General features: G+C 74.9%; 29 protein-coding genes and 1 riboswitch. Of the genes, 21 read left to right on the forward strand and 8 right to left on the reverse strand.

The genetic code is table 11. From position 1 onward, the window contains the following. The first annotated feature begins 2 nt into the window (after nt 1-2). Nucleotides 3-1,130, forward strand: coding sequence for an FAD-binding oxidoreductase (locus AB0C78_RS01200; RefSeq protein WP_360740397.1), 1,128 nt, complete (start codon nt 3-5; stop codon nt 1,128-1,130). Nucleotides 1,131-1,208: 78 nt separating this feature from the next. Here the strand turns inward: AB0C78_RS01200 and AB0C78_RS01205 are convergent, their stop codons facing one another. Beyond that, nucleotides 1,209-1,577, reverse strand: a complete 369-nt coding sequence (locus tag AB0C78_RS01205; protein WP_360740399.1) for a hypothetical protein — start codon at nt 1,575-1,577, stop codon at nt 1,209-1,211. A 158-nt stretch (nt 1,578-1,735) separates the two neighbouring features. Between AB0C78_RS01205 and AB0C78_RS01210 the strand changes: the two genes are divergently transcribed. Together AB0C78_RS01210 and AB0C78_RS01215 are read left to right on the forward strand one after the other, a co-directional pair. Beyond that, a complete protein-coding gene (locus tag AB0C78_RS01210) occupies nt 1,736-3,715 on the forward strand; it encodes a histidine kinase (protein WP_360740401.1) in 1,980 nt (659 codons plus the stop codon). Further along, on the forward strand, nt 3,703-4,383 hold the full coding sequence (locus AB0C78_RS01215) for a response regulator transcription factor (protein WP_360740403.1): 681 nt from the start codon (nt 3,703-3,705) through the stop codon (nt 4,381-4,383). The genes AB0C78_RS01210 and AB0C78_RS01215 overlap by 13 nt, the downstream gene beginning before the upstream one ends. Before the next feature lie 28 nt (nt 4,384-4,411). Here the strand turns inward: AB0C78_RS01215 and AB0C78_RS01220 are convergent, their stop codons facing one another. Genes AB0C78_RS01220 through pdhA form a run of 3 tightly spaced genes read right to left on the reverse strand, consistent with a single transcriptional unit; the run spans nt 4,412 to nt 7,939 of the window. Then, nucleotides 4,412-5,740, reverse strand: coding sequence for a dihydrolipoamide acetyltransferase family protein (locus AB0C78_RS01220; RefSeq protein WP_360740405.1), 1,329 nt, complete (start codon nt 5,738-5,740; stop codon nt 4,412-4,414). Continuing rightward, on the reverse strand, nt 5,737-6,822 hold the full coding sequence (locus AB0C78_RS01225) for an alpha-ketoacid dehydrogenase subunit beta (RefSeq protein WP_360740454.1): 1,086 nt from the start codon (nt 6,820-6,822) through the stop codon (nt 5,737-5,739). Before AB0C78_RS01225 ends, AB0C78_RS01220 begins: the two co-directional genes overlap by 4 nt. A gap of 10 nt (nt 6,823-6,832) precedes the next feature. Then, nucleotides 6,833-7,939, reverse strand: coding sequence for a pyruvate dehydrogenase (acetyl-transferring) E1 component subunit alpha (pdhA, locus tag AB0C78_RS01230; RefSeq protein WP_360740407.1), 1,107 nt, complete (start codon nt 7,937-7,939; stop codon nt 6,833-6,835). Between the two features lie 174 nt (nt 7,940-8,113). On the opposite strand from pdhA, the gene AB0C78_RS01235 reads away from it, so the two are divergent. Continuing rightward, nucleotides 8,114-8,626 (forward strand): Lrp/AsnC family transcriptional regulator, encoded by a 513-nt coding sequence (locus AB0C78_RS01235; protein WP_208267558.1) that lies wholly within the window; start codon nt 8,114-8,116, stop codon nt 8,624-8,626. A gap of 100 nt (nt 8,627-8,726) precedes the next feature. Here AB0C78_RS01235 and AB0C78_RS01240 read toward each other — a convergent pair whose 3' ends face one another. Continuing rightward, entirely contained in the window at nt 8,727-9,032 is a 306-nt protein-coding gene (locus AB0C78_RS01240) for an EthD family reductase (protein ID WP_360740409.1), read from the reverse strand. A 191-nt stretch (nt 9,033-9,223) separates the two neighbouring features. Here AB0C78_RS01240 and paaA point away from each other — a divergent pair, with 191 nt between their 5' ends. Genes paaA through paaE form a run of 5 tightly spaced genes read left to right on the forward strand, consistent with a single transcriptional unit; the run spans nt 9,224 to nt 13,027 of the window. Further along, nucleotides 9,224-10,183: a 1,2-phenylacetyl-CoA epoxidase subunit PaaA gene (gene paaA / locus AB0C78_RS01245; protein ID WP_360740411.1), complete on the forward strand. Its 960-nt coding sequence runs from the start codon at nt 9,224-9,226 to the stop codon at nt 10,181-10,183. Next, a complete protein-coding gene (gene paaB / locus AB0C78_RS01250) occupies nt 10,183-10,473 on the forward strand; it encodes a 1,2-phenylacetyl-CoA epoxidase subunit PaaB (protein ID WP_151543025.1) in 291 nt (96 codons plus the stop codon). Before paaA ends, paaB begins: the two co-directional genes overlap by 1 nt. A 13-nt stretch (nt 10,474-10,486) precedes the next feature. Then, nucleotides 10,487-11,419: a 1,2-phenylacetyl-CoA epoxidase subunit PaaC gene (gene paaC / locus AB0C78_RS01255; protein ID WP_360740414.1), complete on the forward strand. Its 933-nt coding sequence runs from the start codon at nt 10,487-10,489 to the stop codon at nt 11,417-11,419. After that, a complete protein-coding gene (gene paaD, locus AB0C78_RS01260) occupies nt 11,413-11,940 on the forward strand; it encodes a 1,2-phenylacetyl-CoA epoxidase subunit PaaD (RefSeq protein WP_360740456.1) in 528 nt (175 codons plus the stop codon). The genes paaC and paaD overlap by 7 nt, the downstream gene beginning before the upstream one ends. Before the next feature lies 1 nt (nt 11,941). Beyond that, nucleotides 11,942-13,027: a 1,2-phenylacetyl-CoA epoxidase subunit PaaE gene (paaE, locus tag AB0C78_RS01265; RefSeq protein WP_360740416.1), complete on the forward strand. Its 1,086-nt coding sequence runs from the start codon at nt 11,942-11,944 to the stop codon at nt 13,025-13,027. Between the two features lie 186 nt (nt 13,028-13,213). Here the strand turns inward: paaE and AB0C78_RS01270 are convergent, their stop codons facing one another. After that, nucleotides 13,214-13,858, reverse strand: coding sequence for a TetR/AcrR family transcriptional regulator (locus AB0C78_RS01270; protein ID WP_360740418.1), 645 nt, complete (start codon nt 13,856-13,858; stop codon nt 13,214-13,216). 429 nt (nt 13,859-14,287) lie between these two features. On the opposite strand from AB0C78_RS01270, the gene AB0C78_RS01275 reads away from it, so the two are divergent. From AB0C78_RS01275 to AB0C78_RS01310, 8 genes are all read left to right on the forward strand, one after another. Continuing rightward, nucleotides 14,288-15,136, forward strand: coding sequence for an ABC transporter permease (locus AB0C78_RS01275; protein WP_360740420.1), 849 nt, complete (start codon nt 14,288-14,290; stop codon nt 15,134-15,136). Beyond that, on the forward strand, nt 15,133-15,864 hold the full coding sequence (locus AB0C78_RS01280; RefSeq protein WP_360740422.1) for an ABC transporter ATP-binding protein: 732 nt from the start codon (nt 15,133-15,135) through the stop codon (nt 15,862-15,864). Before AB0C78_RS01275 ends, AB0C78_RS01280 begins: the two co-directional genes overlap by 4 nt. Beyond that, on the forward strand, nt 15,861-17,435 hold the full coding sequence (locus AB0C78_RS01285) for an FAD-binding protein (protein ID WP_360740424.1): 1,575 nt from the start codon (nt 15,861-15,863) through the stop codon (nt 17,433-17,435). Before AB0C78_RS01280 ends, AB0C78_RS01285 begins: the two co-directional genes overlap by 4 nt. Further along, complete coding sequence (locus AB0C78_RS01290; protein ID WP_151543513.1) at nt 17,432-17,776, forward strand: ferredoxin family protein; 345 nt, start codon at nt 17,432-17,434, stop codon at nt 17,774-17,776. Before AB0C78_RS01285 ends, AB0C78_RS01290 begins: the two co-directional genes overlap by 4 nt. A 49-nt stretch (nt 17,777-17,825) precedes the next feature. Beyond that, nucleotides 17,826-18,797 (forward strand): ABC transporter substrate-binding protein, encoded by a 972-nt coding sequence (locus tag AB0C78_RS01295; RefSeq protein WP_360740426.1) that lies wholly within the window; start codon nt 17,826-17,828, stop codon nt 18,795-18,797. After that, a complete protein-coding gene (locus AB0C78_RS01300) occupies nt 18,794-20,344 on the forward strand; it encodes an FAD-binding protein (protein WP_360740428.1) in 1,551 nt (516 codons plus the stop codon). Before AB0C78_RS01295 ends, AB0C78_RS01300 begins: the two co-directional genes overlap by 4 nt. Continuing rightward, nucleotides 20,341-20,694, forward strand: coding sequence for a ferredoxin family protein (locus tag AB0C78_RS01305; RefSeq protein WP_360740430.1), 354 nt, complete (start codon nt 20,341-20,343; stop codon nt 20,692-20,694). Before AB0C78_RS01300 ends, AB0C78_RS01305 begins: the two co-directional genes overlap by 4 nt. Before the next feature lie 141 nt (nt 20,695-20,835). Continuing rightward, complete coding sequence (locus AB0C78_RS01310) at nt 20,836-21,381, forward strand: DUF6518 family protein (protein ID WP_360740432.1); 546 nt, start codon at nt 20,836-20,838, stop codon at nt 21,379-21,381. A gap of 66 nt (nt 21,382-21,447) precedes the next feature. On the opposite strand, the gene AB0C78_RS01315 is transcribed toward AB0C78_RS01310, so the two are convergent. Then, the gene (locus AB0C78_RS01315; protein WP_360740434.1) at nt 21,448-22,047 is read right to left on the reverse strand and encodes a heme-binding protein; all 600 of its coding nucleotides are present in this window, start codon (nt 22,045-22,047) and stop codon (nt 21,448-21,450) included. Between the two features lie 205 nt (nt 22,048-22,252). Between AB0C78_RS01315 and AB0C78_RS01320 the strand changes: the two genes are divergently transcribed. Both AB0C78_RS01320 and AB0C78_RS01325 read left to right on the forward strand, forming a co-directional pair. After that, nucleotides 22,253-23,419 (forward strand): sensor histidine kinase, encoded by a 1,167-nt coding sequence (locus tag AB0C78_RS01320; RefSeq protein WP_360740436.1) that lies wholly within the window; start codon nt 22,253-22,255, stop codon nt 23,417-23,419. Beyond that, nucleotides 23,416-24,051: a response regulator transcription factor gene (locus tag AB0C78_RS01325; RefSeq protein WP_151543520.1), complete on the forward strand. Its 636-nt coding sequence runs from the start codon at nt 23,416-23,418 to the stop codon at nt 24,049-24,051. Before AB0C78_RS01320 ends, AB0C78_RS01325 begins: the two co-directional genes overlap by 4 nt. A gap of 10 nt (nt 24,052-24,061) precedes the next feature. On the opposite strand, the gene AB0C78_RS01330 is transcribed toward AB0C78_RS01325, so the two are convergent. Further along, nucleotides 24,062-24,304 carry a helix-turn-helix transcriptional regulator gene (locus AB0C78_RS01330; RefSeq protein ID WP_360740438.1) on the reverse strand — a complete coding sequence of 81 codons (243 nt, stop codon included), beginning with the start codon at nt 24,302-24,304 and terminating at the stop codon, nt 24,062-24,064. Nucleotides 24,305-24,590: 286 nt separating this feature from the next. Then, nucleotides 24,591-24,730, forward strand: a riboswitch (cyclic di-AMP (ydaO/yuaA leader). A gap of 27 nt (nt 24,731-24,757) precedes the next feature. On the opposite strand from AB0C78_RS01330, the gene AB0C78_RS01335 reads away from it, so the two are divergent. Next, nucleotides 24,758-25,408 carry a CHAP domain-containing protein gene (locus AB0C78_RS01335; protein WP_360740440.1) on the forward strand — a complete coding sequence of 217 codons (651 nt, stop codon included), beginning with the start codon at nt 24,758-24,760 and terminating at the stop codon, nt 25,406-25,408. Then, entirely contained in the window at nt 25,405-26,091 is a 687-nt protein-coding gene (locus AB0C78_RS01340) for a glycoside hydrolase family 25 protein (protein ID WP_360740442.1), read from the forward strand. The genes AB0C78_RS01335 and AB0C78_RS01340 overlap by 4 nt, the downstream gene beginning before the upstream one ends. Nucleotides 26,092-26,216 lie beyond the last annotated feature (125 nt).

Raw genomic sequence — 26,216 nt, forward strand, 5'->3', positions numbered from 1 at the left:
TGATGCGGATACTCGTCATCGGCGCGGGGATCGTCGGGACCGCGCTCGCCGACCGCCTCGCCCGCCCGGCGGACGGCGGGCGGGCCGGCCCGGGCGACGCGGTCACGGTCGTCGAGGAACTGCGGCCCGGCGCCGGGACGTCCGGGACCAGCTACGCGTGGTTCAACGCCAACGACCCCGCCGACCCGGCGTACCACCGGTTCCGCACGGACGCGCTGCGCACCTGGGGCGACTGGGCCGCCGGGCTCGGCGACCCGTCCTGGTACCGGCCGGTCGGCAACATCGCGTGGACGGCGGACGGGGACGGCAAGGCGGAGCTGGCCGCGCGGGTCGACGGCCTGGCCCGCCTCGGCTACACCGCCCGCCTGATCGGCGGCGACCGGTTGCGCGAACTGGAACCGGCCGTCCGCGTCCCGGACGGCGCGCTCATCGCGCACTTCCCCGACGAGGGGTTCGTGCACGGCGGCCTGGCAGCACAGGCGCTCGCCCGCCGGGCGCAGGAGTCGGGCGCCCGCGTCGTCACCGGGCGCCGCGCGGTCGGCCTCAACGTCGACGGCGGCCGCGTCACCGGGGCGCGCCTCGACGACGGCCGCGACCTGGACGCCGACCTCACGATCTGCGCCGCCGGGCGGCACGCGCCCGCGCTGCTGGCCACCGCCGGGATCGTCCTGCCGCTGGTCGACCCGTCCGAGCCCGGTTCGGCGGCGCCGTGCCTGGTCGCCACCACGACCCCGGTGCCCGGCGTCCTCAACGGGCTCATGCACGCTCCCGAGCTGTCGGCCCGCCCGGCGGAGAACGGGGGGCTCGTGCTGGAGGCCGACGACATCGACGCCGGCATCGACGACGCGGTCCCGGCGGACCGGGTCGAGGCCGCCGGCGCCGGCCTCCTCGCCCGCGCCCGGACGCTGATCCCCGGCCTGAGCGCGGACATCGCCGGCGTGCGGCGGTGCGTGCGGCCGCTGCCCGTGGACGGGTACCCGCTCGTCGGCCCGCAGCTTCCCGGTCTCTACACCGTCGTCACGCACAGCGGCATAACGCTCGCCCCGTACCTCGCCGAACTGGTCGGGCGTGAGGTCCACGGCCGTCCCGCCGAGGAGCTCGCCCCGTACCGGCCCGACCGCCACGGCTGACCGGCGCCCCCGCCGCGTGAGATACGGAGGCCCCGGCGGAGGGGAGTCCGCCGGGGCCGCTTCCGCGGGTGCCGGTGGTCACGGCGTCGTCGCCGCCGGGCGGCGCAGGGACGGCCAGAGCAGGACGATCGCGGCGGCCGTGAGGACGAGGCCGGCGGCGAGCAGCACGAGGTTCGCGGTGGAGACGCCGTCGTCGCCGAAGGCGGGCACCGTCGCGAGGGCGGACAGGATCCGGGTGACCAGCACCGCGATCAGGCCGCCGCGGCGGCCGCGCCACGCGAGGACGGCGCCGACCAGCGTGACGGCGCCGAGCGCGGTGATGACGGCGGCCGCGGCGGCCGGCGGCTGGCCGTCGCCGCCGACGCCGAACAGCCAGGTCGCCAGGTCGCCGAGGCCGAGAAGCCCGGCCAGTGCCAGGCCGGTGACGAAGAAGCGGGAATGCGGCATGGTGCCCTCCTCCTGAATCGGACGATGGCAGCAGTGTTGGCCGGGCCGGGCGGCGGAGGCATCGGGGCGGGCACGGGACCCCACCGCGTGCCGGCACGGGCGGATTCTCCGTGCTGGCACGTATATCGCCGCCGTGGCGCGGCGCTTACGGTATGGCCATGACACGGCCCCGGCTCACCGCCTACGGCATGGCCGTGCTCGCGGTGGCGCTCGTCGGGACCGGGGCATGGCTGGTCGTCCTGGACGGTGACGGAGGGCAGGCCGTCTACTTCGGCGTCGCGTGCGTGCTCGCGTCCGCGTCGGTGGTGCTCGGCGTGCTGGTCGCGGCGAAGCGCCCGGCCGACCGGACCGGCGCGCTGCTCGCGTCCGTGGGGCTGGCCGCGATCTGGATCGTCTTCACCGACGTCTACCTGGACCTGGCCGGGCACCGGCCCGGGCTGCCCGGCCGGGCGGTCATGGTCACGGTGAGCCAGGGGCTCTGGATGCTCAACTACGTCCCGGCGGCGCTGCTCATGCTGCTGTTCCCGGACGGGCGGCCGCCGCCCGGGCGCCGCTGGCGGGCCGTCGCGGTCGCCGTGCCGGCGGTGCCGGCGCTGTTCATCGTGCTGGCCGGGCTGGATCCCGCTCCTTTCCCCGCGCCGTTCGGCGGCGTCCGGCACGCCTTCGGCACCGTGCCGCCGCCGCTGTGGACGGTGCTCGGCCCGGTCGAGATCGCGCTCCTTCCCGCGCTGCTGCTGCTCCTCGTCGCGTCCGCGACGGCGATGATCGCGCGGTACCGGCGTGCTGGGGACCCGGTGCGCCGCGCCCAGCTGAAGTGGTTCGCGCTGGGCGCGCTTTTCCTGCCCGCGACGCTCCTGCTGTGCTGGCTGAGCTACCTGCTGCTCGACGGCCCGGACCTCGCCCTGGCCGGGCTCGGCGCGACGCTCGTCGCGATCCCGACGGCGACGGCGATCGCGATCCTGCGCCACGACCTCTACGACGTGGACCGGGCGCTGAGCGCCGCGGTGACCTACGGCCTGGTCACCACGGTGCTGCTCGGGTTCTACACGGCCGCCGCGTTCGTGGCGGGCGTGACCGCCGGGCGCTCCTCGCCCGCGGCCGCGGCGACCGCGACGGCCGTGTGCGCGCTGGTGCTGTCCCCGCTGCGCGCCCGGTTGCAGGTCCGCGTGGACCGCCGCCTCTACCCGGCCCGGCAGGCGGCGCTCGCCGCGATCGACGGCCTGCGCACCCGGATGCACGCCGGGGAGGCGGTGCCGGAGCAGCTGCAGGCGGTGCTGCGGGCGGCGCTGCGCGACCCCGATCTGCGGGTCGGCTACCGGCTCCCCGGGACGGACGAGCTGGTCACCGCGAGCGGCGCGCCGCTCGAGCCGCACGGCCAGGCCGTCGCGATCCGGTTCGGCGGGACGCCGATCGGCGTCCTGATGCGGGGCCGGACCGGGACGCGGGAGCTGCTGCGGGAGCTGGCCGACGCGTCCGCGCTGCTCGTCGAGGTGGTGCGGCTGCGCCTCGACCTGCGCAGGGCGCTCCGCGACGTGGAGGACAGCAGGGCGCGGCTGCTGCGCGCCGGGTACGCCGAACGGCAGCGCCTCGAACGGGACCTGCACGACGGCGCGCAGCAGCGGCTCGTCTCGCTCGGCATGGCGCTGCGCCTGGCTCAGCGGCACCTGCCGGACGGCGACGTCGCGAACGTGCTCGACCAGGCGGTGGACGAGCTCGGCACCGCCGTCGCCGAGCTGCGCCAGATCGCCCACGGGCTGCGCCCGTCCAGCCTGGAGGAGGGGCTCCCGGCGGCGCTCGCCATGCTGGTGCGCGGCGTCCCGATCCCGGTGGTCCTCGACGTGTGCCCCGAACCCGTGCCGGAGGACGTGGCCACCACCGCCTACTACGTGGCGAGCGAGGCGGTGGCGAACGCGGTGAAGCACGCGGAGGCGGGCGGCATCCGGTTGCGGGTGTCCCGGGCGGACGGGCACCTGACAGTAGAGGTGCACGACGACGGGTTCGGCGGCGCGACCATCGAACCCGGCTCCGGGCTGGCCGGTCTGGCGGACCGGGTCGCGGCGGCCGGCGGCGCGCTGAGCGTGGCCAGCCGGCCCGGCTCCGGGACGTCCGTGGAGGCGGTGCTGCCGTGCGCATCGTGATCGGCGAGGACTCGGCGCTCTTCCGCGAGGGGCTGGCGCGGCTGCTCGCCGACGCCGGCCACGAGGTGGCCGGCAAGGCCGCCGACGCCCCCGGCCTGCTCGCCGCCGTCGCCGCCGCCCGTCCCGACCTGGCGGTCATCGACGTGCGCATGCCGCCCGACCGCACCGACGACGGCGCGCGGGCCGCCCGGCGGATCCGCGAGTCCCACCCGGACGTCGGCATCGTGCTGCTCTCGCAGCACATCGAGACCCGGCACTCGGTGGAGCTCGTCACCCGCGGGCGGTTCGGCTACCTGCTGAAGGACCGCGTGCTCGACGTCGACGACTTCCTCGACGCGCTGCGCCGGGTGGCCGCCGGCGGGTCCGCGCTCGACCCCGAGGTCGTCACGCGGCTGATCGGCCGCCGCCCGCCCGACGACCCGCTGGCCCGGCTCACCGAGCGGGAGCGGCAGGTCCTGGCGCTGATGGCCGAAGGCAGGACGAACATCGGGATCGCGCGCCGGCTGTGGCTCACCGGCCGCACCGTCGAGACCCACGTCGGCTCCATCATGGCCAAGCTCGGCCTGGCGGCGTCCGACGAGGACCATCGCCGCGTCCTGGCCGTGCTGGTCCACCTCCGCGGGGCGGCGCGGCAGGGCCCGGAAGACCCCACCACGGCCGCCCCGTGACGGTCCCGCCGTCCAGGGCGGGCCCGGTTCAGGAGTGCGCGATCAGGACGGACGGGTCCTCCACGCAGTCGGCCACGTAGCGCAGGAATCCGCCGGCGGTGCCGCCGTCGCAGACCCGGTGGTCGAAGGTGAGGGACAGCTGGGCGACCTTGCGCGGCACGACGGCTCCGTCGTGCACCCAGGGCCGGTCGACGAAGCGGCCGACGCCGAGAAGCGCCGCCTCCGGATGGTTGATGATGGGCGTCGAGCCGTCCACGCCGAACACCCCGTAGTTGTTGAGCGTGAACGTGCCGCCGGTCAGCGCCTCGGGCGGCAGCTTCCCGGCGCGGGCGAGGCCGGTGAGCCGGGCCAGCTCCGCGGCGAGGTCCCCGGTCGTCATCAGGTGCGCGTCCCGGACGACCGGGACGACCAGGCCCCGGTCGGTCTGGGCGGCGAAGCCGAGGTTCACCCGCCCGTGCCGGACGATCTCGCCGCGGCCGGTGTCGACCGAGGAGTTCAGCTCGGGGAACCGGCGCAGCCCGGACACGCAGATGCGGGCGAGCAGCGCGAGCAGCCCGATGCCGAGGTCCGGGCGGGTGCGGCGCAGCGCGTCCCGGACGTCGAGCAGGCCGGTGGCGTCGACGTCGACCCAGGTCGTCGCGTCGGGGATCTCGGCGCGGCTGCGGGTGAGCTTGTCGGCCACCGCCCTGCGCAGGCCGCGCAGCGGGATGCGCTCGTCCGCGAGGCCGCCCGCCGGACCGGCGACCGCCGCGGTCGCCGGCTCTGCGGGCGCGGCGGCGGCGATGGCCTGCTCGACGTCGCGGCGCAGGATGACGCCGCGCGGGCCGGTCGGGGTGACGGCGGCGATGTCCACGCCGTGCTCGCGGGCGATCCGGCGGACGAGGGGCGAGATCACGCGCGGCGCGAGCCGCGGCCGCGCCGCCGCCGTGCCGGCGTCCCCGGCGACCGTGTCGGAGGCCTTGTCGGCGGGGCGCGCCCTGCCGCGCCGCCGCCGCGTGCCCGAGGCGCCGCCGGTGCCGTAGCCGATCAGCACGTTGCCCGAGCCCGCCTGCTCCTCCTCGCGGTACCGGGCCGCGGCGGGATCCTCGGACCCGGACCCGGCCCCGGCCTCCCCGACCTCGATGAGCGGCTCGCCGACGCCGAGGACGGCGCCCGGCCCCGCGTGCAGCTTCAGCACCGTCCCGGCGAACGGGACCGGGACCTCGACGGCGGCCTTGGCGGTCTCCACCTCCACCACGACCTGGTCGACCTCGACGGTGTCGCCGACCGCGACCTTCCATTCCAGCACCTCGGCCTCCGTCAGGCCCTCGCCGAGGTCGGGCAGGCGGAACACCCGGGGAGCGACGGCGGTCTTCACGACGCCTCCCGCATGACGCCGCCCGCGAGGGGACGCACCCCGGCGTCCGCAGGCGCGGGCTCCGCCGCCGCCAGGTACCGGGTGTCGGGCTCGTCGTCGAACTGGAGCCGGTCGACGGCGTCGAGCACCCGGTCGGCGTCCGGCAGGTGCGAGCGCTCCAGCTTCGGCGGCGGGTACGGGATGTCGAACCCGCTGACGCGCAGCACCGGCGCCGCCAGCGAGTGGAAGCAGCGCTCCTGGACGCGCGCCGCGATCTCCGCGCCGACGCCCGCGAACCCCTGCGCCTCCTGGACCACCACGCACCGGCCCGTCTTCCGGACCGACGCCACGACGGTCTCGTCGTCGAACGGGACGATCGACCGCAGGTCCACGACCTCCAGCGACCGGCCCTCCTGCGCCGCCGCCTCGGCCGCTTCGAGCGCCACGGAGACGCTGGGCCCGTACGCGACGAGCGTGGCGTCGGTCCCGGCGCGCCGTACCGCCGCCCGCCCGATGCCGGCGGGGCGCCGGTCCTCGGGCGAGACCTCGCCCGAGGACCAGTACAGCCGCTTCGGCTCCATGAAGACCACCGGGTCGGGGTCGGCGACGGCGTCGCGCAGCAGCCAGTACGCGTCGTCCGGCGTGGCGGGCGTGACCACCTTCAGGCCGGGGGTGTGCGCGTAGTAGGCCTCGCTGGAGTCGGAGTGGTGCTCGACGCCGCCGACGCCGCCCGCGAACGGGATGCGGACCACCATCGGCAGCGGCACCATGCCGCGGGTGCGGTTGCGCATCTTCGCCACGTGCGAGGCGATCTGCTCGAACGCCGGGTAGGCGAACGCGTCGAACTGCATCTCCACGACCGGGCGGAACCCGCCCATCGCCATGCCGACGGCCAGCCCGACGATGCCCGCCTCGGCGAGCGGGGTGTCGAAGCACCGGTCCTCGCCGAACTCGGCGGTCAGCCCGTCGGTGATGCGGAAGACGCCGCCGAGCGGGCCGACGTCCTCACCGAACACCAGGACCCGCTCGTCCTCGCGGAGCGCGTCCCGCAGCGCGGCGTTCAGCGCCTGCGCCATCGTCATCGCGGCCGTGCGGCCCGTCATCGTCGTCATGTCAGTCCTCCAGGGCGGCCAGCTCGGACGCCAGCTGGGCCCGCTGCTCGCGCAGCTGCGGCGTGGGCTCGGCGAAGACGTGCTCGAACAGCTCCAGCGGCGTCGGCGCGGGCTCGGGGTCGGCGTTCAGCGCGTCGCGGACGCGGGCGGCGAACTCCTCGGCGGCCTTGTCCGCCGAGGCGACCGCCTCGTCGTCGAGCACGCCCCGGCCGCGCAGGTAGGTCTCCAGGCGCGCGATGGGGTCGGCGGCCTCCCAGCGCGCGACCTCCTCGTCCTCCCGGTAGCGGGTGGCGTCGTCGGCGTTGGTGTGGGCGTCCATGCGGTACGTGTGCGCCTCCACCAGCGACGGGCCGCCGCCCGAACGCGCGTGCTCCACCGCCGACGCCAGGACGGACAGCACCGCGACGAGGTCGTTGCCGTCCACCTGCTCGGACCGGACGCCGTAGCCGACGCCCTTGTAGGCGAGCGCGGGCGCGGCGGTCTGCTTGGCCAGCGGCACCGAGATCGCGTACCGGTTGTTCTGCACGAAGAACACCACGGGCGCGCGCCGGACCGCCGCGTAGTTGAGCGCCTCGTGGAAGTCGCCCTCGCTCGTGCCGCCGTCGCCGACGAAGGCCATCACGACGCCGTCCTCGCCCTTGCGGCGCAGGGCCTCCGCCATCCCGACCGCGTGCAGGGTCTGGGTGGCCAGCGGGGTGCACTGCGGCGCGACCCGCACGGCGGCGGGGTCGTACCCGCAGTGCCAGCCGCCCTGCAGCAGCGTGAGCACCTCCGCGGGGTCGAGCCCGCGGGCGACCAGGGCCACCGAGTCGCGGTAGGTGGGGAACAGCCAGTCGCCGTCGCGCAGCGCGAGCACCCCGCCGATCTGGCAGGCCTCCTGCCCGCGGCTCGACGGGTACACCGCGAGCCGGCCCTGCCTGGTCAGCGCCGTCGCCTGCCGGTCGAAGCGGCGCCCGAGGACCATCCGGCGGTAGGCCTCCAGCAGCTCGCCGTCGGCGGGCGCCGTCCGGCCGGCCGGGGGGTCGGCGGGCGTGCCGTCCTCGGCGACGAAGCGCACCGGGACGGCGGACGGCAGCAGGCCGTCGACCGCCGGCCGGTGATCGCGCACGGGTTCCCGCGCGGGCCTCGGTGCCCGCGCCGTCGGGGGCTTCCGCGTTGCCATGGCGCGCCTCACTTTCTCTGGACGCTTGACGACCAAAGCGTCCGTCCCGGCGACCATCTGTTCAAGACATGCCGGATAATGAGCGACAAGTGGTTCTCAATGGGGCGTGAGGGTGGCCAAATGTCGAACGATGACGCCGCGGACGGCGCCTGGCCGGGACGTTCTGCCGGACGGCTGGACGCGGTGGACCGGGCGATCATCGCCGAGCTGCTCCGCGACGGCCGGATCTCGGTGCGCGCCCTCGCCGAGAACGTGCACGTCTCCCGCGCCAACGCCTACGCGCGGCTCACCCGGCTGATGGACGACGGCGTGATCACCGGGTTCACGGCGGAGCTGGCGCCGCACCGGGCGGGGCTCGGCACCAGCGCGTACGTCTCGATCACGATCGAGCAGAACTCCTGGCGGGCGGTGTCGGCCGGGCTCAAGGAGATCACCTACGTCGAGCACTTCGCGATGGTCGGCGGGGACTACGACGTGCTCGCCCTGGTCAGGGCCCCGGACAACGCGGCGCTCAGGCACGTGGTGCTGGAACGCGTCCAGGACATCCCCGGTGTCCGCGCCACCCGTACCTGGCTGGTGTTCGACGAGGCCCGCGGTCGCGGAGCGGAGTGGGGCGCGCCCCCGGCCGGGTGAAACACGGGCCAGGGGGCGGAGTGGGGCGCGTGCCCGGCCGGGCGGAACGCGGCCGCCGCCCGGCTCGTCCGTGACGAGGGGGCGGCGGCGGGCTCTCGCGTCAGCCGAGGGTCTCGTGCACCTCGCCGGAGAACATGGTCGTGGAGGCGACCTCGTACTTCGCCGCGTCCTCGGCGGCCGCGGCCATCTCCGGGCTGCCCAGTGCCGCCGCGAGGGCGTCGCCGTCCTCGAACCACAGCTCGGCGACGAGGTAGGGCGCGCCCGCGCCGAGCGCCTGCGGGCGCGTCAGGGTGAACGACTTCAGGCCGGGCAGGGCGTGCACGAGCGGGACGTGCACGCTCTCGTAGCGCTCGTCGAACGCCGCAGGGTCGGCGGGGGAGAAGTACTGGACGGTGAGGCGGTGCATGCGGTCCTCCAGGGTGGATGCGGCCGGCCAGGTCCGGGCCTCCTCACCGTAGCCCGCGGGCCCGGCGCGCGGGGGAGGCGGTCCCGGGCAACGGGCGACGGGCGGCGGGCTGTTGCGCGGAGGCGCCGTCCCATGCGACCGTATTACTGACCGAACGATAAGTAATTCGTTCGACCGGTGAGGGAGCGGACATGACGACGACCCCCGTGGACCCCGCGCCGCAGGAGGCGGCGCAGGAGCGGTTCGACGCGACGATCGCGCGGGGCGACCGCATCGAGCCCCGGGACTGGATGCCGGACGGCTACCGCCGGACCCTCGTCCGGCAGATCGCCCAGCACGCGCACTCGGAGATCATCGGGATGCAGCCGGAGGGCAACTGGATCGGCCGCGCGCCGTCCCTGCGCCGCAAGGCGATCCTGCTGGCGAAGGTGCAGGACGAGGCCGGCCACGGGCTGTACCTGTACTCGGCGTGCGAGACCCTCGGCGTCTCCCGGGCGGAGCTGACGGAGATGCTGCTCGCCGGCCGGCAGAAGTACTCCTCGATCTTCAACTACCCGACGCTGTCGTACGCCGACGTCGGCACGATCGGCTGGCTCGTCGACGGCGCCGCGATCTGCAACCAGGTGCCGCTGTGCCGCACCTCCTACGGCCCCTACGGCCGCGCGATGATCCGGATCTGCAAGGAGGAGTCGTTCCACCAGCGGCAGGGCTACGAGCTGCTGATGACGATGATGCGCGGCACCGACGAGCAGCGCGCCATGGTGCAGGAGTCGGTCGACCGGTTCTGGTGGCCGTCGCTGATGATGTTCGGCCCGCCGGACGCCGAGTCCCCGAACAGCGCGCGGTCGATGGCGTGGGGCGTCAAGCGCAACTCCAACGACGAGCTGCGGCAGAAGTTCGTCGACATGACGGTCCCGCAGGCCGAGGCGCTCGGGGTGACGCTCCCCGACCCGGACCTGCGCTGGAACGACGAGCGCGGCCACTACGACTTCGGCGAGCCGGACTGGGCGGAGTTCGCCCAGGTCGTCGGCGGGAACGGGCCGTGCAACGCGCAGCGGCTGGCGCACCGCCGCGCCGCCCACGAGGACGGCGCCTGGGTGCGCGAGGCGGCGACGGCGTTCGCCGAGCGGTCCGGTAAGGGAGGCCAGTGATGACCGACAGGCGGGAATGGCCGCTCTACGAAGTGTTCGTCCGCGGCAAGCGCGGCCTCAACCACGTGCACGTCGGGTCGCTGCACGCCCCCGACGACGTGATGGCGCTGCGGCACGCCCGCGACGTCTACACGCGCCGCAACGAGGGCGTGAGCATCTGGGTCGTGCGGGCCGACGCGATCACCGCGTCCAGCCCGGACGAGAAGGACCCGCTGTTCGCGCCGAGCGGCGACAAGGTCTACCGGCACCCGACGTTCTACGACATCCCCGACGACGTCCCGCACATGTGAGGGCGGACCACCGATGAGCGACGACCTCCTGAACAGCGACCTCGGCGGCGTCTTCGACGGCCTGGCCGGCGGCGAGTCCTCGCAGTGGGCGTTCGGCACCGGCTTCGAGGACCCCCTCGCCGGCGTCGACACGGCCGTGCCGGACGGCGTCGACCGCGCCGACCTCGCCGCGTACTGCCTGATGCTCGGCGACGACGCGCTGATCATGTCGCAGCGCCTGTCGGAGTGGTGCAGCCGCGCCCCCGACCTCGAAGAGGACATCGCGCTGGCGAACATCGCCCTCGACCTGCTCGGGCAGGCGCGGCTGCTGCTGTCGCGGGCGGCCGCCGCCGACCCCGCCGCCGTGCCCGCCCTCCCCGAGGGCTCGCCGGTGCCGGGCGAGGACGCGCTCGCCTTCTTCCGCGAGGCCGGGGAGTTCCGCAACGTCCGCATCGCCGAGGTGGCCAACGGCGACTTCGCGCATGTCGTCGTCCGCCTGCTGCTGTTCTCCGTCGTCCGGCTCGCGCTGCTGGAGCGGCTCAGCGCGAGCGCCGACCAGGTGCTGGCGGCGGTGGCGGCCAAGGGCGTCAAGGAGGTCACCTACCACCGCGACTGGGCGGGCCGCTGGTTCCTCACCCTGGCGCAGGGCACCGAGGAGTCGCGCCGGAGGCTCGTCGCCGCGCTGGACGCGCTGTGGCCGCTCCAGCCCGAAATGGTCACCGCGCACCCTCTCGAAGCCTCGCTCGCCGAGGCCGGCGTCGGCGTCGATCCCGCCGCCGTCCGCGACGAGACCGACGCCGTCCTCGACCAGGTCTTCGCCGTCAGCGGCGTCGAGCGTCCGGACCGCGCGCCCCTCGCGGGGATCGGCGGGCGGACGGGCCGCGACGGCATGCACACCGAGGCGCTCAGCCGCCTGCTCGCCGAGATGCAGGTCGTCGCGCGCGCACACCCGGGCGGGCGCTGGTGAACGCCCTCGCGACGGCCCGCGAGCGCGCCCGCGAAGCGGCCGGGCGGGTGCGCGACCCCGAGATGCCGATGCTCACCCTCGCCGACCTCGGCGTGCTGCGCGGCGTCGACCTCGAGCCCGCACCGGACGGCGGCGAGACCGTGGTCGCCTCGATCACCCCGACCTACACCGGCTGCCCGGCCCTCGCGACGATGCGCGACGACCTCGTCCACCGGCTGAACGACGCGGGCTTCCCGCGCGTCCGGGTCCGCGTCGTGCTGGACCCGCCGTGGTCGAGCGACTGGATCTCCGAGCGCGGGCGCGCCGCGCTGCGGGCCGCGGGCCTGTCGCCGCCCGGCCCGGCCCCGCGGCGCACCGGGCCGGTGGCGCTCACGCTCGGGCCGGCCCGCCGCGCCCCCGCCTGCCCGCGCTGCGGCTCCGCGTCCACCCGGCTGACCTCCGAGTTCGGCGCGACCGCGTGCAAGGCCCTGTACCGCTGCGCCGACTGCCTCGAGCCGTTCGAGCACGTCAAGGAGATCTGACATGACCACCCTCGCGCCCGGCGCCGCACCCGCCCGGTCGGCGGTGTTCCATGAGCTGACCGTCGCGGCGGTCGACCGCCTCTGCGAGGACGCCGCCGCGATCACCTTCGACGTCCCCGCCGGCCTGCGCGACGCGTACGCGTTCCGGGCCGGGCAGTCCCTCACCCTGCGCCGCTTCGTCGACGGGCGGGAGGAGCGCCGCTCCTACTCGATCTGCGCGCCCGCCGGCGCCGCGCCGCGCATCGGCGTCCGGGAGATCCCCGGCGGGCTGTTCTCGTCCTGGCTCGTCAACGAGGTCAGGCCGGGCATGCGCATCGAGGTGCAGACCCCCACCGGCTCCTGGCAGGCGGACCCGGAGGCGGGCGAACGGCACCTGTGCATCGCCGCCGGCTCGGGCATCACCCCGATGCTGTCGGTCGCCTCGACGGTCCTCGCCCACCCCGGCGCGCAGGTGTCGCTGCTGTACGGCAACCGCACCAGCCGCACCGTGATGTTCGCTGAGGAGCTCGGCGACCTGAAGAACCGGTACGGGCCGCGGTTCCAGCTCGTCCACCTGCTGTCCCGGGAGCCGCGCGACGTCGAGCTGTTCTCCGGCCGCCTCGACGGCGACCGCCTCGCGCGCCTGCTCACCGGCCTGGTGCCCGCCGAGGTCTTCGACCACGTCTGGATCTGCGGGCCGCTGCGGATGGTCGAGGACGCGCGGAAGGTCCTCGCCGACCTCGCCGTCCCCGCGCGGGTGCATGTCGAGCTGTTCTACGTCGACGCGCCTCCGCCGCAGCCGCGGCGCGCCGACGACGCCGTCGCCGGCGCGACGGCGGAGCTGACCGTCGTCCTCGACGGCCTGCGCACGACGTCCCGGGTGTCCCGCGAGACGACGATCCTGGAGGGCGCCCAGCGGACCCGCGGCGACCTCCCGTTCGCCTGCAAGGGCGGCGTCTGCGGGACGTGCCGCGCCCGCGTCCGCGAGGGCGAGGCCGACATGCGCCGTAACTACGCCCTCGAACCGTCCGAGGTCGACGCCGGGTTCGTGCTGACCTGCCAGTCGTTCCCGGCCGGCGACACCGTCACGGTCGACTACGACGCCTGACCGACGCCTGGAACGGAGCGCCAGCGGAGTGGAAGGCGGCGGTCAGGCTGCTTTTGTCGGGGGGGTATGGGGGGTCGTCCCCCCACAGGGTCACTGACCGACGCCTGGAACGGAGCGCTAGCGGAGTGGAAGGCGGCGGTCAGGCTGTTCTTGTCGGGGGGTGTGGGGGGTCGTCCCCCCACAGGGTCACTGACCGCTGCGGGCGGTCTCGTGGCGGGCGAGGCCGTCGAAGGCGAGCGCGGTGACGGCGTCGGCGACGGCCGCCGTGTCGTAGGCGCCGTCCGGCCGGTACCACTCGACCAGCGAGTTCACCATGCCGAACAGCAGCCGGCTCACCAGCGCGGGCGGCACGTCCCCGCGCAGCGCGCCCTCGGCGACGGCGTCCGCGACGAGTTCGGCCAGCCGGTCGTCGATCCACCGGCGGCGCTCCAGCGCGGCCAGCTCCACCTCGCTGTTGCCCCTCACCCGCAGCAGGAGCGTGACGGTCGGCTGGTGCGCGACGAGGACCTCGACGCTGCGCCGCACCACCGCGCGCAGCCGCTCGTAGGCGGTCGTCCCCTGCTGCGCGCGCGACGCCTCGGCCACGGCGGCGGTGAGCTCGTCGAGGGCGTCGTCGAGCGCCTGGCCGAGCAGCTGCTCCTTGCCGGCGACGTGGTGGTAGATCGCGGGCTTGGTGAGCCCGAGCTCCCTGGCGAGGTCTCCCATGCTGGTGGCGTCGTAGCCCTTGCGGTTGAACAGCTCCACGGCGGCGCGCAGGATCGCCGCCTGGTCGTGGCCGGGACGGCCACGCCGGCGGCGCGGAGCGGATCCCTCCGGACCGGTCGTCACCACGACCGCAGCATCTCACGCGCGCCGGGGGCGCCGACCGGGTCGGGCCGTGCCTGACCGGACGGTGTGATCTGCGTAACCTTGCCGCCGCGTGAGGGCGCGAGCCGCCTTCGGCATATTCCCTGGTAAATCGGTATGTTTTATAGGTTTTTGCCGGAAGCGGGGACGTCCGTGCAGGTCGGGCGGGCTTTCGGCGGGCTTCCCAAGGACCGGTTCCGTGTGCATCCTTGGGGACATGAACGCGACGGAGGTACTGGTGGCGAGGCGCCACATCGACCTCCTCCGCGTGTGCAGCGCGTCCTGTTGAACCGCTGATCCGCACATCACGGCCGATGACCGGCCGCCCCTCTCTCTCCTCCGCCCGGCAGCGCCGCCGCGCCGGATCCCTCCTGCCTGCCTTCCTTCCGTCCGCCCCTGTCCCGGAGGTGCCGCGTGTCCACCGACCTGCTCGATCCGCCCCGATCCGCGCTCCCCGGAGCCGCGGCGCCGACGGCCGCGGCGCGCTCGGGCGCCGTGGCGCTGTCGCTGCTGCGCCGCGTCCGCAAGGCCGGCGGGCTCGTCGTCGTCCTCGCCCTCTGGGAGGCCGGCGCCCGCGCGGGCTGGTACGGCAGCACCACGCCGCCGCTCAGCGACGTCGCCGTGCGTGGCTGGGAGATGGCCTCGTCCGGCGAGCTGTTCAGCAACCTCGGCGTGTCGCTCCTGCGGGTGCTGAAGGGGCTCGCGATCGGGCTGCCGCTCGGCCTCGTGCTCGGCCTGCTCTCCGGGCTGTTCCGGATCAGCGAGGACATCATCGACGCGCCCGTCCAGGCCGTCCGGATGCTGCCGCACCTCGCGCTCGTGCCGCTGTTCATCATCTGGTTCGGGATCGGCGAGACATCCAAGGTCGGCCTCATCGCGGTCGGCGTCGTGTTCCCGCTCTACATCAACGTGTTCCACGGCATCCGCGGCGTGGACGAGCGGCTGGTGGAGTCGGCCCGGACCTGCGGCCTCGGCCGGCTCGGGCTGGTCCGGAAGGTCGTCCTGCCGGGCGCGCTCCCGCAGATCCTCGTCGGGCTGCGGCTGTCGCTCGGCGTCGCGTGGCTGACCCTCGTCGTCGTGGAGCAGTCGGCGACCGCCAGCGGCATCGGCTTCCTCATCAACCAGGCCACCCAGTTCATGCAGATGGACACGGTCTTCCTGGTGCTCGTTCTGTACGCGGTGCTCGGCGTGTCGACGGACCTGCTGGTCCGGCTCATCGAGCGGCGCGCGCTGGCCTGGCGCAAGGGGCTGGTGGCGCGATGACCGCCGCCCTGCGGAACGGGGTGCGCGTCCGCGGCCTCCGGCGGGTGTTCGGCGACCGGACGGTCCTGGACGGCGTCGACCTCGACATCGCGCCCGGCGAGTTCGTCGCGCTGCTCGGCGCGAGCGGCTCCGGCAAGAGCACGCTGCTGCGCGCCCTCGCCGGGCTGGACGGCAGCGGGAGCGGCGAGGTCGACGTCCCCGCCGGGCGCGCCGTCGTCTACCAGGAGCACCGGCTGCTCCCGTGGAGCCGCGTGTGGTCCAACGTGGTGCTCGGCCTGCGCGGCCGGGACCTGCGCGAACGGGCCGAGGCGGCGCTGGCCGAGGTCGGGCTGGCGGCGCGCGCCGACGCGTGGCCGCTCACCCTGTCCGGCGGCGAGTCGCAGCGCGTCGCGCTCGCCCGCGCCCTCGTCCGGACGCCCGACCTGCTGCTGCTCGACGAGCCGTTCGGCGCGCTGGACGCCCTGACCCGGCTCAACGCGCAGGCGCTCGTCGCCGACCTGTGGGCCGAGCACCGGCCCGCCGTCCTGCTCGTCACCCACGACGTCGAGGAGGCGCTGCTGCTCGCCGACCGCGCGCTGCTGCTCGCCGGCGGCCGGATCGCGCGGGAGTACACCGTCGGCCTGCCGAGGCCGCGGTCCCTGGACGACCCGGAGTTCATCGCGCTGCGGCGCGACCTGCTCGACGGCCTCGGAGTACGGGCCGTCGCGACAGCCAAGGAGACCCGATGAACGAACTGACCGCCGACGTCCTCGTCGCGGGCGGCGGGCCCGCCGGAGCCTGGGCCGCCGTGAAGGCCGCGGAGGCGGGCGCGAGCGTCGTCCTCGCCGACAAGGGGTACCTCGGGACGAGCGGCGCGACGGCGTCGGCCGGCACCGGGGTCTGGTACGTCGAGCCGGAACCGGCGGCGCGGGAGACCGCGATGGCGAGCCGGGAGGGCCTCGGCGGGCATCTCGCCGACCGGGAGTGGATGGCGCGCGTCCTCGACCAGACGTACGCGAACATGAACGAGCTCGCCGAGGTCTCGAAGTACCCGTTCCCCGTGGACGAGGACGGCCGGCAGATCCGGCGGGGCCTGCAGGGGCCGGAGTACATGCGGCGGATGCGCGTGCGGGTGCGCCGCGCCGGGGTCCGGGTCCTCGACCACAGCCCGGTCACCGAGCTGCTGGCGGACGGGTCCGGAGCCGTCGCGGGCGCGGCCGGGTACCACGTGCGGGAGGACCGGCCGTTCAGCGTCCGCGCCGGTGCGGTCGTGCTGGCCACCGGCGGGTGCGCGTTCCTCAGCAAGGCGCTCGGCTGCGACGTCAACACCGGCGACGGTGCGCTGTTCGCGGCGGAGGCGGGCGCGGAGCTGTCCGGGATGGAGTTCTCCAACGCCTATGCGATCGCCCCGGCGTTCACCTCGGTGACGAAGACGGCGTTCTACTCGTTCGCCACCTTCTACCGGTCGGACGGCAGCGTCCTGGAGGGCGCGGGCAGCCGGCGCGGCCGGTCCGTCATCGCCCGGACCCTGCTCAGCGAGCCCGTCCTATGCCGGATCGACCAGGCCACCCCCGAGGAGCAGCGGGCGATGCGGCTCGCGCAGGCGAACTTCTTCCTGCCGTTCGACCGGCAGGGCATCGACCCGTTCACGGACCTGTTCCCCGTGACGCTGCTCGCCGAGGGGACGGTCCGCGGCACGGGCGGCATCCGGATCGCGGGCGCCGACTGCTCGACGACGGTGCCCGGCCTGTTCGCGGCGGGCGACGCCGCCACCCGCGAGCTGATCTGCGGCGGCTTCACCGGCGGCGGCAGCCACAACGCGGCGTGGGCGATGTCGTCCGGCACCTGGGCCGGGCGGGGCGCCGCGCGCTACGCCGCCGGGCTGGGCGGACGGGCGGCCGCGCGTCCCGTGCGGGCGCTCGGGGAGGCCGGCGTGCGGCCGTCCGGTCGCGCGGCGGGCGGCCACGCCGAGCATGTCGCGGCCGTCCAGGCGGAGGTGCTGCCCTACGACAAGAACCTCCTGCGCACCGGCGACCGCCTCGCCGCGGCGCTGGCGTCGCTCGACGGGACGTGGCGGGAGCTGCGCGGCACGCTCCGCGAGGACGGCGCCGGGGTCGTGCGGGCGCGGTCGGCCGCCGCGATGGCCGCGCACGCCCGCTGGATGTACAACGCCGCGCTCGCCCGGACCGAGACGCGCGGCATGCACAAGCGGCTCGACCTGCCCGAGCAGGACCCGGCCCAGCGGCGCCGGCTCGTCACCGGCGGCCTCGACGAGGTGTGGACGCGGCCGGAGGCCGGGGCCCTGGCGGTGGCGTCGTGATCGAGATCGTCTCGCGGGACCGGTGCATCGCCTGCGACAAGTGCGTCGCGGTCTGCCCGACCAACGTCTTCGACCGCGGCGCGGACGGGATCCCGGTGCTCGCCCGGCGGGACGACTGCCAGACCTGCTTCATGTGCGAGGCGTACTGCCCGGTCGACGCCCTGTTCGTCGACCCGCGCTCGCACCCGCTGCCCGAGCCGCCGGACGAGGCGGTGCTCGCCGCGGGCGGGCTCCTCGGCAGCTACCGCGAGCAGATCGGCTGGGGCCGCGGGCGCACCCCCGGCGCGCGGCTCGCGGTCGGTCCCTCGCTGGACCGCGCGGGCGCCCCGCTCACCTCCTGACAGCACGCGACCCCTGCACACCCCCGCAGAATCCCTGAAAGGCATCAACGTGAGAATTCCCCGGGTGCTGGCCGCCGGCCTGCTCGTCCTCGCCGCGGCGGCGTGCGGCTCGTCCGCGGCCGCCGGCGGCTCCGGGACGCTGCGCGTCGGAGTGATCGGATCGGCCGTCGGCAACAAGCTGACCCGCGCCGTCGGGTTCCTCGACGAGCGCGGCGAGCTGCTGCCCGCGCTGAAGGCCGCCGGCGTCACCAGGATCAAGGTCGCGACGTTCCAGAACGGCCCCGACCTGAACCAGGCGCTCGCCGGCGGCTCCCTCGACATCGGCATGTACGGCGACACCCCCGCGCTGATCGGGCGCGGCCAGGGTCTGCCGACCCGGCTGGTGTCGCTCAACTCGGTCCGCCTGGACGCCGCGATCGTCGCGAAGAAGAACGGCGGGCCTGCGTCCCTCAAGGACCTGCAAGGCAAGGTGATCGGAGTGCAGACCGGCTCCTACATCCACCGCTACCTGCTCGGCGCGCTCCAGCAGGCGGGGGTGAAGCCCAAGCAGATCATCCACATGTACACGCCGGCGATCATCGCGGCGCTGGAGAAGGGGTCGATCGACGCGGGCGGCCTGGTCTCCGCCGACCAGGTCGCCGAGGAGGCGAAGGGCTACCGGTCGATCGACGTCGCGTCCCGCGACCATCCCGATCTGCTCGGCACGTCCGTCACCGTCGTGACGGAGAAGTACCTGTCCGGGCACAAGGACATCGTCAAGGTGTGGCAGCAGGCCGAGACGAAGGCCTCGCAGGTCGCCAAGGCGAACTGGGCCGGCTACACCGCGTACGTCGCCAAGACCGGCGGGTACGCGCCGCAGGTCACGCTCAAGACGACGCTGAAGGACCAGCTGCCCGACGAGCCGTTCCCCGCCGACGGGCTGAAGCTGCTCGACGGCACCAAGACCTTCCTCGTGCAGCAGAGGCTCGTGAAGAAGGACTACACGCTCGACTCCTGGCTCGCGCCCGGAGCGAAGGCGTGATCGAGCTGGACGCCGACGTCCTCGTCCTCGGCGGCGGCCCCGCCGGGGCGTGGGCGGCGCTCGCCGCGGTCGGCGCGGGGGCGCGCGTCGTCCTCGCCGACAAGGGGTACTGCGGCACCAGCGGGCCGACCGCGTCGGGCGGCAACAACCTCTGGTACGTCCCGCCGGACGCGGGGGCGCGCGAGCGCGCCGTCGCCGAGCGGTTCGAGCAGAGCGCCCGGCTCGCCGACCGCCGCTGGATGTCCCGCGTCGTCGACGAGACGTACCGGCGCGTCGACGACCTCGCCGCGTTCGGCTACCCGTTCGCGATCGACGACGACGGCGTGGAACGGCGCGGCAGCCTCCAGGGCCCGGAGTACATGAAGCGGATGCGGCGCCGCGTGCACCGGTCCGGCGTGACGATCCTCGACCACCATCCGGCGCTTCGCCTGCTCGCGGACGACGCGGGGACCGCGTCTGGCGCGTCGGGCATCGCCCGCCAGAAGGGCGGGGAGGCGTGGACCGTCCACGCGGGCGCGGTGGTCCTCGCGACCGGCGGCTGCGCGTTCCTGTCCGGGGCGTTCGGCACCAACGTCGACACCGGCGACGGGCACCTGATGGCCGCCGAATTGGGCGCGGACCTGTCGGGCATGGAGTTCTCCGCCGCGTACGCGCTGTCGCCCGCGCACGGCGCGCACACCAAGGGCCTGATGATGCAGTTCGCCACGTACTACACCGACGACGGGGAGCGGATCGACGTCCCGGATCCGCTCGGGGCCAGGATCCAGGTCGCGGAGCTGCTCGCGGCGGGCCGGAAGGTGTTCGCACGGCTGGACCGGGCGCCCGCGGAACTGCATCAGGCGATGCGGGACGCGCAGCCGAACTACTTCCTGCCGCTGGACAAGGCCGGCATCGACCCGTTCCGCGACCGCTACGAGGTGCGGATGGTTCTGGAGGGCACCGTCCGGGGAACCGGCGGCCTGCGGATCACCGGCGACGACTGCGCGACCGCGGTCCCCGGCCTCTACGCCGCCGGGGACGTCGCGACGCGGGAACTGGTGTCCGGAGCCGTGAGCGGAGGCGGTGCCTACAACGGGGCATGGGCGATCTCGTCGGGCACGTGGGCGGGCCGCGGCGCCGCCCTGTTCGGGACGGGACGCCGCCGCCCACGCGCCCGCGCCGCCGGAAGCGCGGGGCTCGGGCCCGGACGGCTCGACGCGGCGGCGGTCGTCCGGGCGGTGCAGGTCGAGATGCTGCCCCTCGACCGCAACCTGTTCCGGACGCGCGCCGGACTCCGCGCCTCGCTGGCCTCGCTGGACGCGTTGTGGGAGCGGATCACGTCCGAAGGCCTCGCGGGCACGGGCCGCGAACGGCTCCGCGCGCGGTCGGCGGCGGCGATGGCCGCGCACGCCCGCTGGTGCTACCGCGCCGCCCTGGCGCGCGAGGAGTCCCGGGGCCTGCACCGGCTGGAGGGCCTGCCAGCCCTGCCGCGGTTCGAGCACCGCCTGCTCACCGGCGGCCTCGAGGATCCGTGGACGGCCGCGGAACCCCGGGAGGCGGCGGCGTGATCGAGGTGGTGAGCGCGGACCGCTGCGTCCAGTGCGACGTCTGCATCAAGGTCTGCCCGACGGACGTGTTCGACCGCGGCCCCGACGGGCTTCCGGTGATCGCCAGGCAGAGCGACTGCCAGACCTGCTTCATGTGCGAGGCCCACTGCCCGACCGACGCGCTGTACGTCGCGCCGTTCAGCGGACCCGCCCCGGCGGGCTCCCCGCACACCGACGAGGCGGCCCTGGCCGGGGCGTTCGGGGAGTACCGCCGCATCGTCGGCTGGGGGCGCGGCCGCACGCCCGGCAGCCGCGCCGACCGCAACCACATCTTCACCGAACGGCTCCGGACCGCCCCTCGGGACCCCTGATACGCCGGGGGCATGCGTCCGCGGGCCGGGCGCCGGCGCATCATTCTGTGCGGTGATGCGCCGGGTGCGGACGGTCGCCGACACTGGACGCATGATCCGACGAGCAGGGGTCTTCCTCGCCCTCGGGCGCTGTCCGGCGCGATGACCGAACTCGCCATCTTCCACCGTCCCTTCCACCTCCTCGCCGTCTTCGCGGGGGTGTGGGTGGTGGGCGCCGGGTGGATCGGCCGCCGGGCGGACTCGCCGAAAGCCGCCGCCGTCCACGCCTCCGCGTTCCTGACGGGCATGGTCTGCGCCTTCTACCTGACCGTCCTCGCCCTCGCGTCGGAGCTGCGCGGCACCCTCTGGCTCTTCTGGCTCGCGATCGCGCTGACCGGCGGGCCGCTGCTCGGCCTCGCCGGCCGCCTGACCAGGGCCGCGAACGTGCGGGGCAGCCTCGCCGCGGCGGGCCTCGCCGGGCTGCTCATCGCCGAGGCCGTCCGGCTGCAGTTCGGCTACAGCACCCACTACCGGCTGGCCTACGTGCTGTTCAACCTGGCCGGAGCGGTGCTCGTGCTCGGCTGGCTGCCGCGGGGCGCCCGCCGGACCGCCGTCGCCGCGCTCGTCCCGGCGCTCGCGGCGGGCGTGGTCCTCTTCACCGTGATCCCCGTCCTCGTGTACGGCGGCTCCCACCTGCCGTTCCGCTGACGGTGCGGTCCGCCCGGGCGGGCGGGCGCCGGGCCGCCGGGGTCGGCGGCCCGGCCCGCCGGGTCGTCAGCCGAGCTGCCCCTGGACGGCGCGCAGGCCGGCCTGGGCGATGCTCTCGTCGATGGCGCCCTGCGGCGCGCCGCCCACGCCGATCCCCGCGATCGGGGAGCCGCCGGACGCGACCGGGACGCCGCCCGCGAGGAACAGCGTGCCGGGGATGTCGCGGACGGTGGGCTTGTCGCCGGTCGCGTTCCCGGCCAGCTTCGAGGTCGGCTGCCCGAACGACACGGCGGTGAACGCCTTGCGCTTGGCCGACTCGACGGTCTGCGGGCCCGCGCCGTCGCCCTTCACGACCAGGCGCACGTCGCCGGACCGGTCGACGATCGCGACCGCGACGCGCTGCTTCTGCTTCGCGGCCTCCTTCTGCACGGCCGTCGCGATCCGCATGGCGGCATCGGTGTTCAGCGTCCGGACGTCCTGCACGGCCTGCGGCGCGGGCGGCACCTTCACCGGCGCGGCGGTGGACGCGGACGCCCCGGCGGCGGCGGACACCCCGACGGCGCCCGCGACGATGGCGAGCCCGGCGGCCGCCCCGGCCAGGGTTCTGACGCGGACGCGCGGCTTCCCGGACTCCCGCGCGGCCTCGGTCTTCTGCGGCTCCTGCATGACGTTCCCTTCGTGGTGGTGGCGTCGATCCGACGTCTTCGAGCCTCGCCGGGAACGGGCGCCGGGCCATCGCGGGCCCGGTTGATCGCGGAGGTCGGATCGGTGGACGGCCGGATCAACCGATCGGACGATGCCGCCGGTCACCGGGCGGGCGAGGCTGCTCGGGGAAGGCTTGCGCGGCGGTTCGCGGGGGGAGACAGCAGACGTGACGGGCACCGAGCACCGGATCCACCTCGCGATGCACGCGGGGTTCTTCCTGCTGCTCGCGGCGTCCGCGTCCCGGCTGGTGGTCCGGCACGGGCTGGGCGGCACGACCGCCGTGTGGCTCGTGCTGTGCGGAGTGACGGCCGTGGCGTACGCGGCCGGTGTCGCGGGATGGGACGCGCTCGGCCGCCGCGGCCGACTCGCCTGGCTGGCCGTCGTCGTGCTGTTCTGGCTGGCGCTGGACGTCGCGGCGCCGAGCTTCGCCTGGTGCGCGGTCCCGCTGTTCTTCCTCGCGCTGCGGCTGCTGTCGCCGCGCGCCGCGATCGTCACGGTCATCGTGCTCACCGGCGCGGTGATCTTCGCGCAGATCTACCTGGCGGACCGGCTCGACCCGAGCCTGGTGCTCGCGCCGGTCGCGGTCGCCGCGATGTCCGCGGTCATCTTCCTGGAGCTGCAGCGGCTCATCGACGCCCTGGTCCGCACGCGCGGCGAGCTGGCCGCCACGCAGCGCGCGGCGGGGGTTCTGGAGGAGCGCGAGCGGCTGTCCCGGGAGATCCACGACACCCTCGCGCAGGGGCTGACCAGCATGGGGATCCTGCTCCAGGCGGCCGACCGGCAGTGGGACACCGCGCCGGGCGCCGCCCGCCGCCACCTGCGGGACGCGGCCGAGGCCGCCGCGGCGAACCTGGAGGAGGCCCGCCACTTCGTCCGCGCGCTGGCGCCGCCCGGGCTGGGCGCCGGGTCGCTGCCCGGCGCGCTCGCCGACCTGGTCGGCGCGGAGTCGCGGGCCGCCGGCCCGCGCGTGCGGTTCCGGGCGGAGGGGGAAGAATATCCCCTGGACGTCGAGGTGCAGACGGCGATGCTCCGCGTCGCGCAGGGCGCCGTCGCCAACGCCCGCGACCACGCGGACGCGTCCACGGTGATGGTCACGCTGACCTACCTCGACGACGGGGTCTCGCTGGACGTGGCCGACGACGGGTCGGGCTTCGATCCGTCCCGCACGGCGTCCGCGCCGGGCCGCGGCTACGGGATCCCCGCGATGCGGGACCGGATCGCCGAGGTCGGCGGGGTGCTCACGGTCGAGAGCGCGCCCGGCGCGGGGACCGTCGTCGCGGCCGCCGTCCCGCGGCGGGACGCGGCGGGCGAGGGGGAGGGGAGGACCGGATGAGCGCGGTTCGGGTGACGATCGTGGACGACCACCCCGTCGTCCGGGCCGGGCTGCGCGCCCTGCTGGGCGGCGAACCGGACATCGAGGTCGTCGCGGAGGCCGCGGACGGCGAGGAGGCGGTCCGGCAGGCCGGGCTCGTCCCCACCGACCTCGTCCTGATGGACCTGCAGCTCGGCGAGGGCATCGACGGCGTGGAGGCGACCCGGCGGATCCTCGCGCTGCCGGACCCGCCGCGCGTGCTGGTGCTGACCACCTACGACTCCGACGCCGACATCGCCCGCGCGATCGACGTCGGCGCGGACGGGTACCTGCTCAAGGCCGGCCCGCCGGACGAGCTGTTCCGCGGCATCCGCACGGCGGCGCGGGGCGAGACGGCGCTGTCGCCGCGGGTCGCGACCCGGCTGATGAACCGGGTCCGCGAACCGGCCCCGGCGCTCAGCCCGCGCGAGATCGAGATCCTCGAACTGCTGGCCACGGGGCTGTCCAACCAGCGGATCGCGCGCCGCCTGTTCATCAGCGAGGCCACCGTCAAGACGCACCTGGTGCACATCTTCGCCAAGCTCGGCGTCGACACCCGGACGGCCGCGGTGACCGCGGCCGTCGAGCGGCGCCTCATCCGGCTGCCCGGCTGAGCCCGCACGCTCAGCGACGCGGCGGGTTCGCGGTGCCGTCCTCCGGTGCCGTCAGCGGCTCCAGGCCGATCGTGAGGCGCAGCCCCAGGACGTCCGCGACGCGCTCCAGCACCGGCAGCGGCGGGAGCCGGGAACCGGACTCCAGGCGGGACACCGCCGGCTGGTCGAGGCCGGCGAGCCGGGCCAGCCCGGCCTGCGTGATGCCCAGCGCGCGGCGCCGCAGGCGGATCGCCGTGCCGATCGTGTCGTTCACCGGACGTCCTCCTCGTGCTCGGTTCCGGCCGTTCACGCCCCACGATCGCCGCCGCTGGCCCGGCTCCCATCCGGGGATGGTCGGAACGCCGCGATCCGTCCGGGCGACGCGGCGCATCCATCGATCGGTTGACTCCGGCCGCCGGTGCATGGAAAAGCGCGCCCGGAAACCGCTGCGGCACCGGGGATTTCGCCATCCCGAGCCGCCGCCTTACGCATAATTTATTTGCCCTGGAAATTTGGCGACGCCCTTATCGCGTGCTTAGTCTCCACCGCATCGGCCGAAGTCCGGCCGGACGCCGAATCCCTCTCAGCGGGGAGCCGGGGACCCAGGTTCGTTGGGGTGAATCCGCTGGTCGCCAGCGGTAGGGCCGTCTCCTGGCCCGAACCCGTCAGCTAACCCGGCAGGCGGAAAAGGAGAGGTGGACAGCCCTTGGACACGGGCATCCAGGAAATGATCAAGAATCTCGAGTCCGAGCTCGGGTACACGGAGAAGGGAGGCGGCTACACCAAGTTCGGGGATTGGTACTCCAAGAACGTCGACCATTCCTACGACTTCTCGAACGCCGCCTGGTGCGACATGTTCCTCGTCTGGGGAGCGACGAAGGCGGGCGTGGCCAAACAGGTCGGGAAGTTCGCCTACACGCCCTCCCACGCGGCGTTCTTCAAGAAGCACAAGGCGTTCGACACCGAGCCCGCGCCCGGCGCGCTGGTCTTCTACGACTGGTCCGGCGGCAAGAGCATCGACGGTATCGACCACGTCGGGATCGTCACCAAGGTCGACGGCGGGCGGATCCACACCATCGAGGGCAACGTCGACGGCCGGTTCGTCAAGCGGAAGGTCCGCGACCAGGACAGCGTCGTCGGCTACGGGCACCCCGAGAAGGTCCCGATCGGCCGCACGCCGGCCGCCGCGCCCGCGCGGCAGTCCGGCGACCACTCCGGGACCGGCGCGAAGACGGCCGCGATGGCCTACACCCCGCCCGCGCCCGCGGACGGTCCCTCCGTCGAGCTCTGGGGCGCCTTCGGCGCGGTCGCCTTCCTGGTGATCTCGCTGCTGGTCTTCCTCAAGCACGGCCGCGCCACGAGGAGGGAGGACCGATGAAACGGCTCGTGAAGCTGCTGGCGACCTCGGCGATCGCCGGCGGGGCCCTGTTCCATCTGGCCGCCCCGTCCAACGCCGCCGCGCCGCCGGCGCCGCTCCCGCAGGGGGTGGACGTGTCGACCTACGACCGGGGCGTCGACTGGGGCGGCGGCCGCCTCGCGTTCGGCATCGCCAAGGCCACCGAGGGAACCGGTCGCGACGACGCGACCTTCGCCGCGAACTGGGCGAAGATCCGCCAGAACGGCCTGGTCCGCGGCGCCTACCACTACGGGCACCCGAAGAACGACCCCGTGCGGGAGGCCGACCACTTCCTTTCGGCGGTGACGTCGGCCGGCCTGCAGCCCGGCGACCTGCTCATGCTCGACCTGGAGACGACCGACGGTCGTTCCGGCCACCAGGTCAACGAGTGGGCCAAGCGCTGGCTGGATCGCGTCCACCAGAAGACCGGCGTGAAGGCGTTCTTCTACAGCTCGTGGTCGTTCGCGCAGGAGCACGGCGACGGCCTCGGCGGCTATCCGCTGTGGGTGGCGCACTACGGGAAGGCGCCGGGACGGGTGACCGCCCCGTCCCCGTGGAAGCAGTGGACGATCCACCAGTACGCGTCCACCGACCACGACCACAACGTCTCCCGGCTCGCCGCGGACCAGCTCCGCGGCCTCGGCTACGACCCCTCTCACCGCTGAGAGCCCGCGGGACGGGCGGCCCCCGCCCCCGGCCCGCCCGGCCGCCCCGTGGGGCCTTAAGTACCCCGTAATGGGGGGGGCCCCCCGGGGGGCATGGGCAATTCAACCAAGAAAACGATGGAAGG

The organism is Actinomadura sp. NPDC048394 (assembly GCF_040651755.1).
GTDB lineage: Bacteria > Actinomycetota > Actinomycetes > Streptosporangiales > Streptosporangiaceae > Spirillospora > Spirillospora montaniterrae.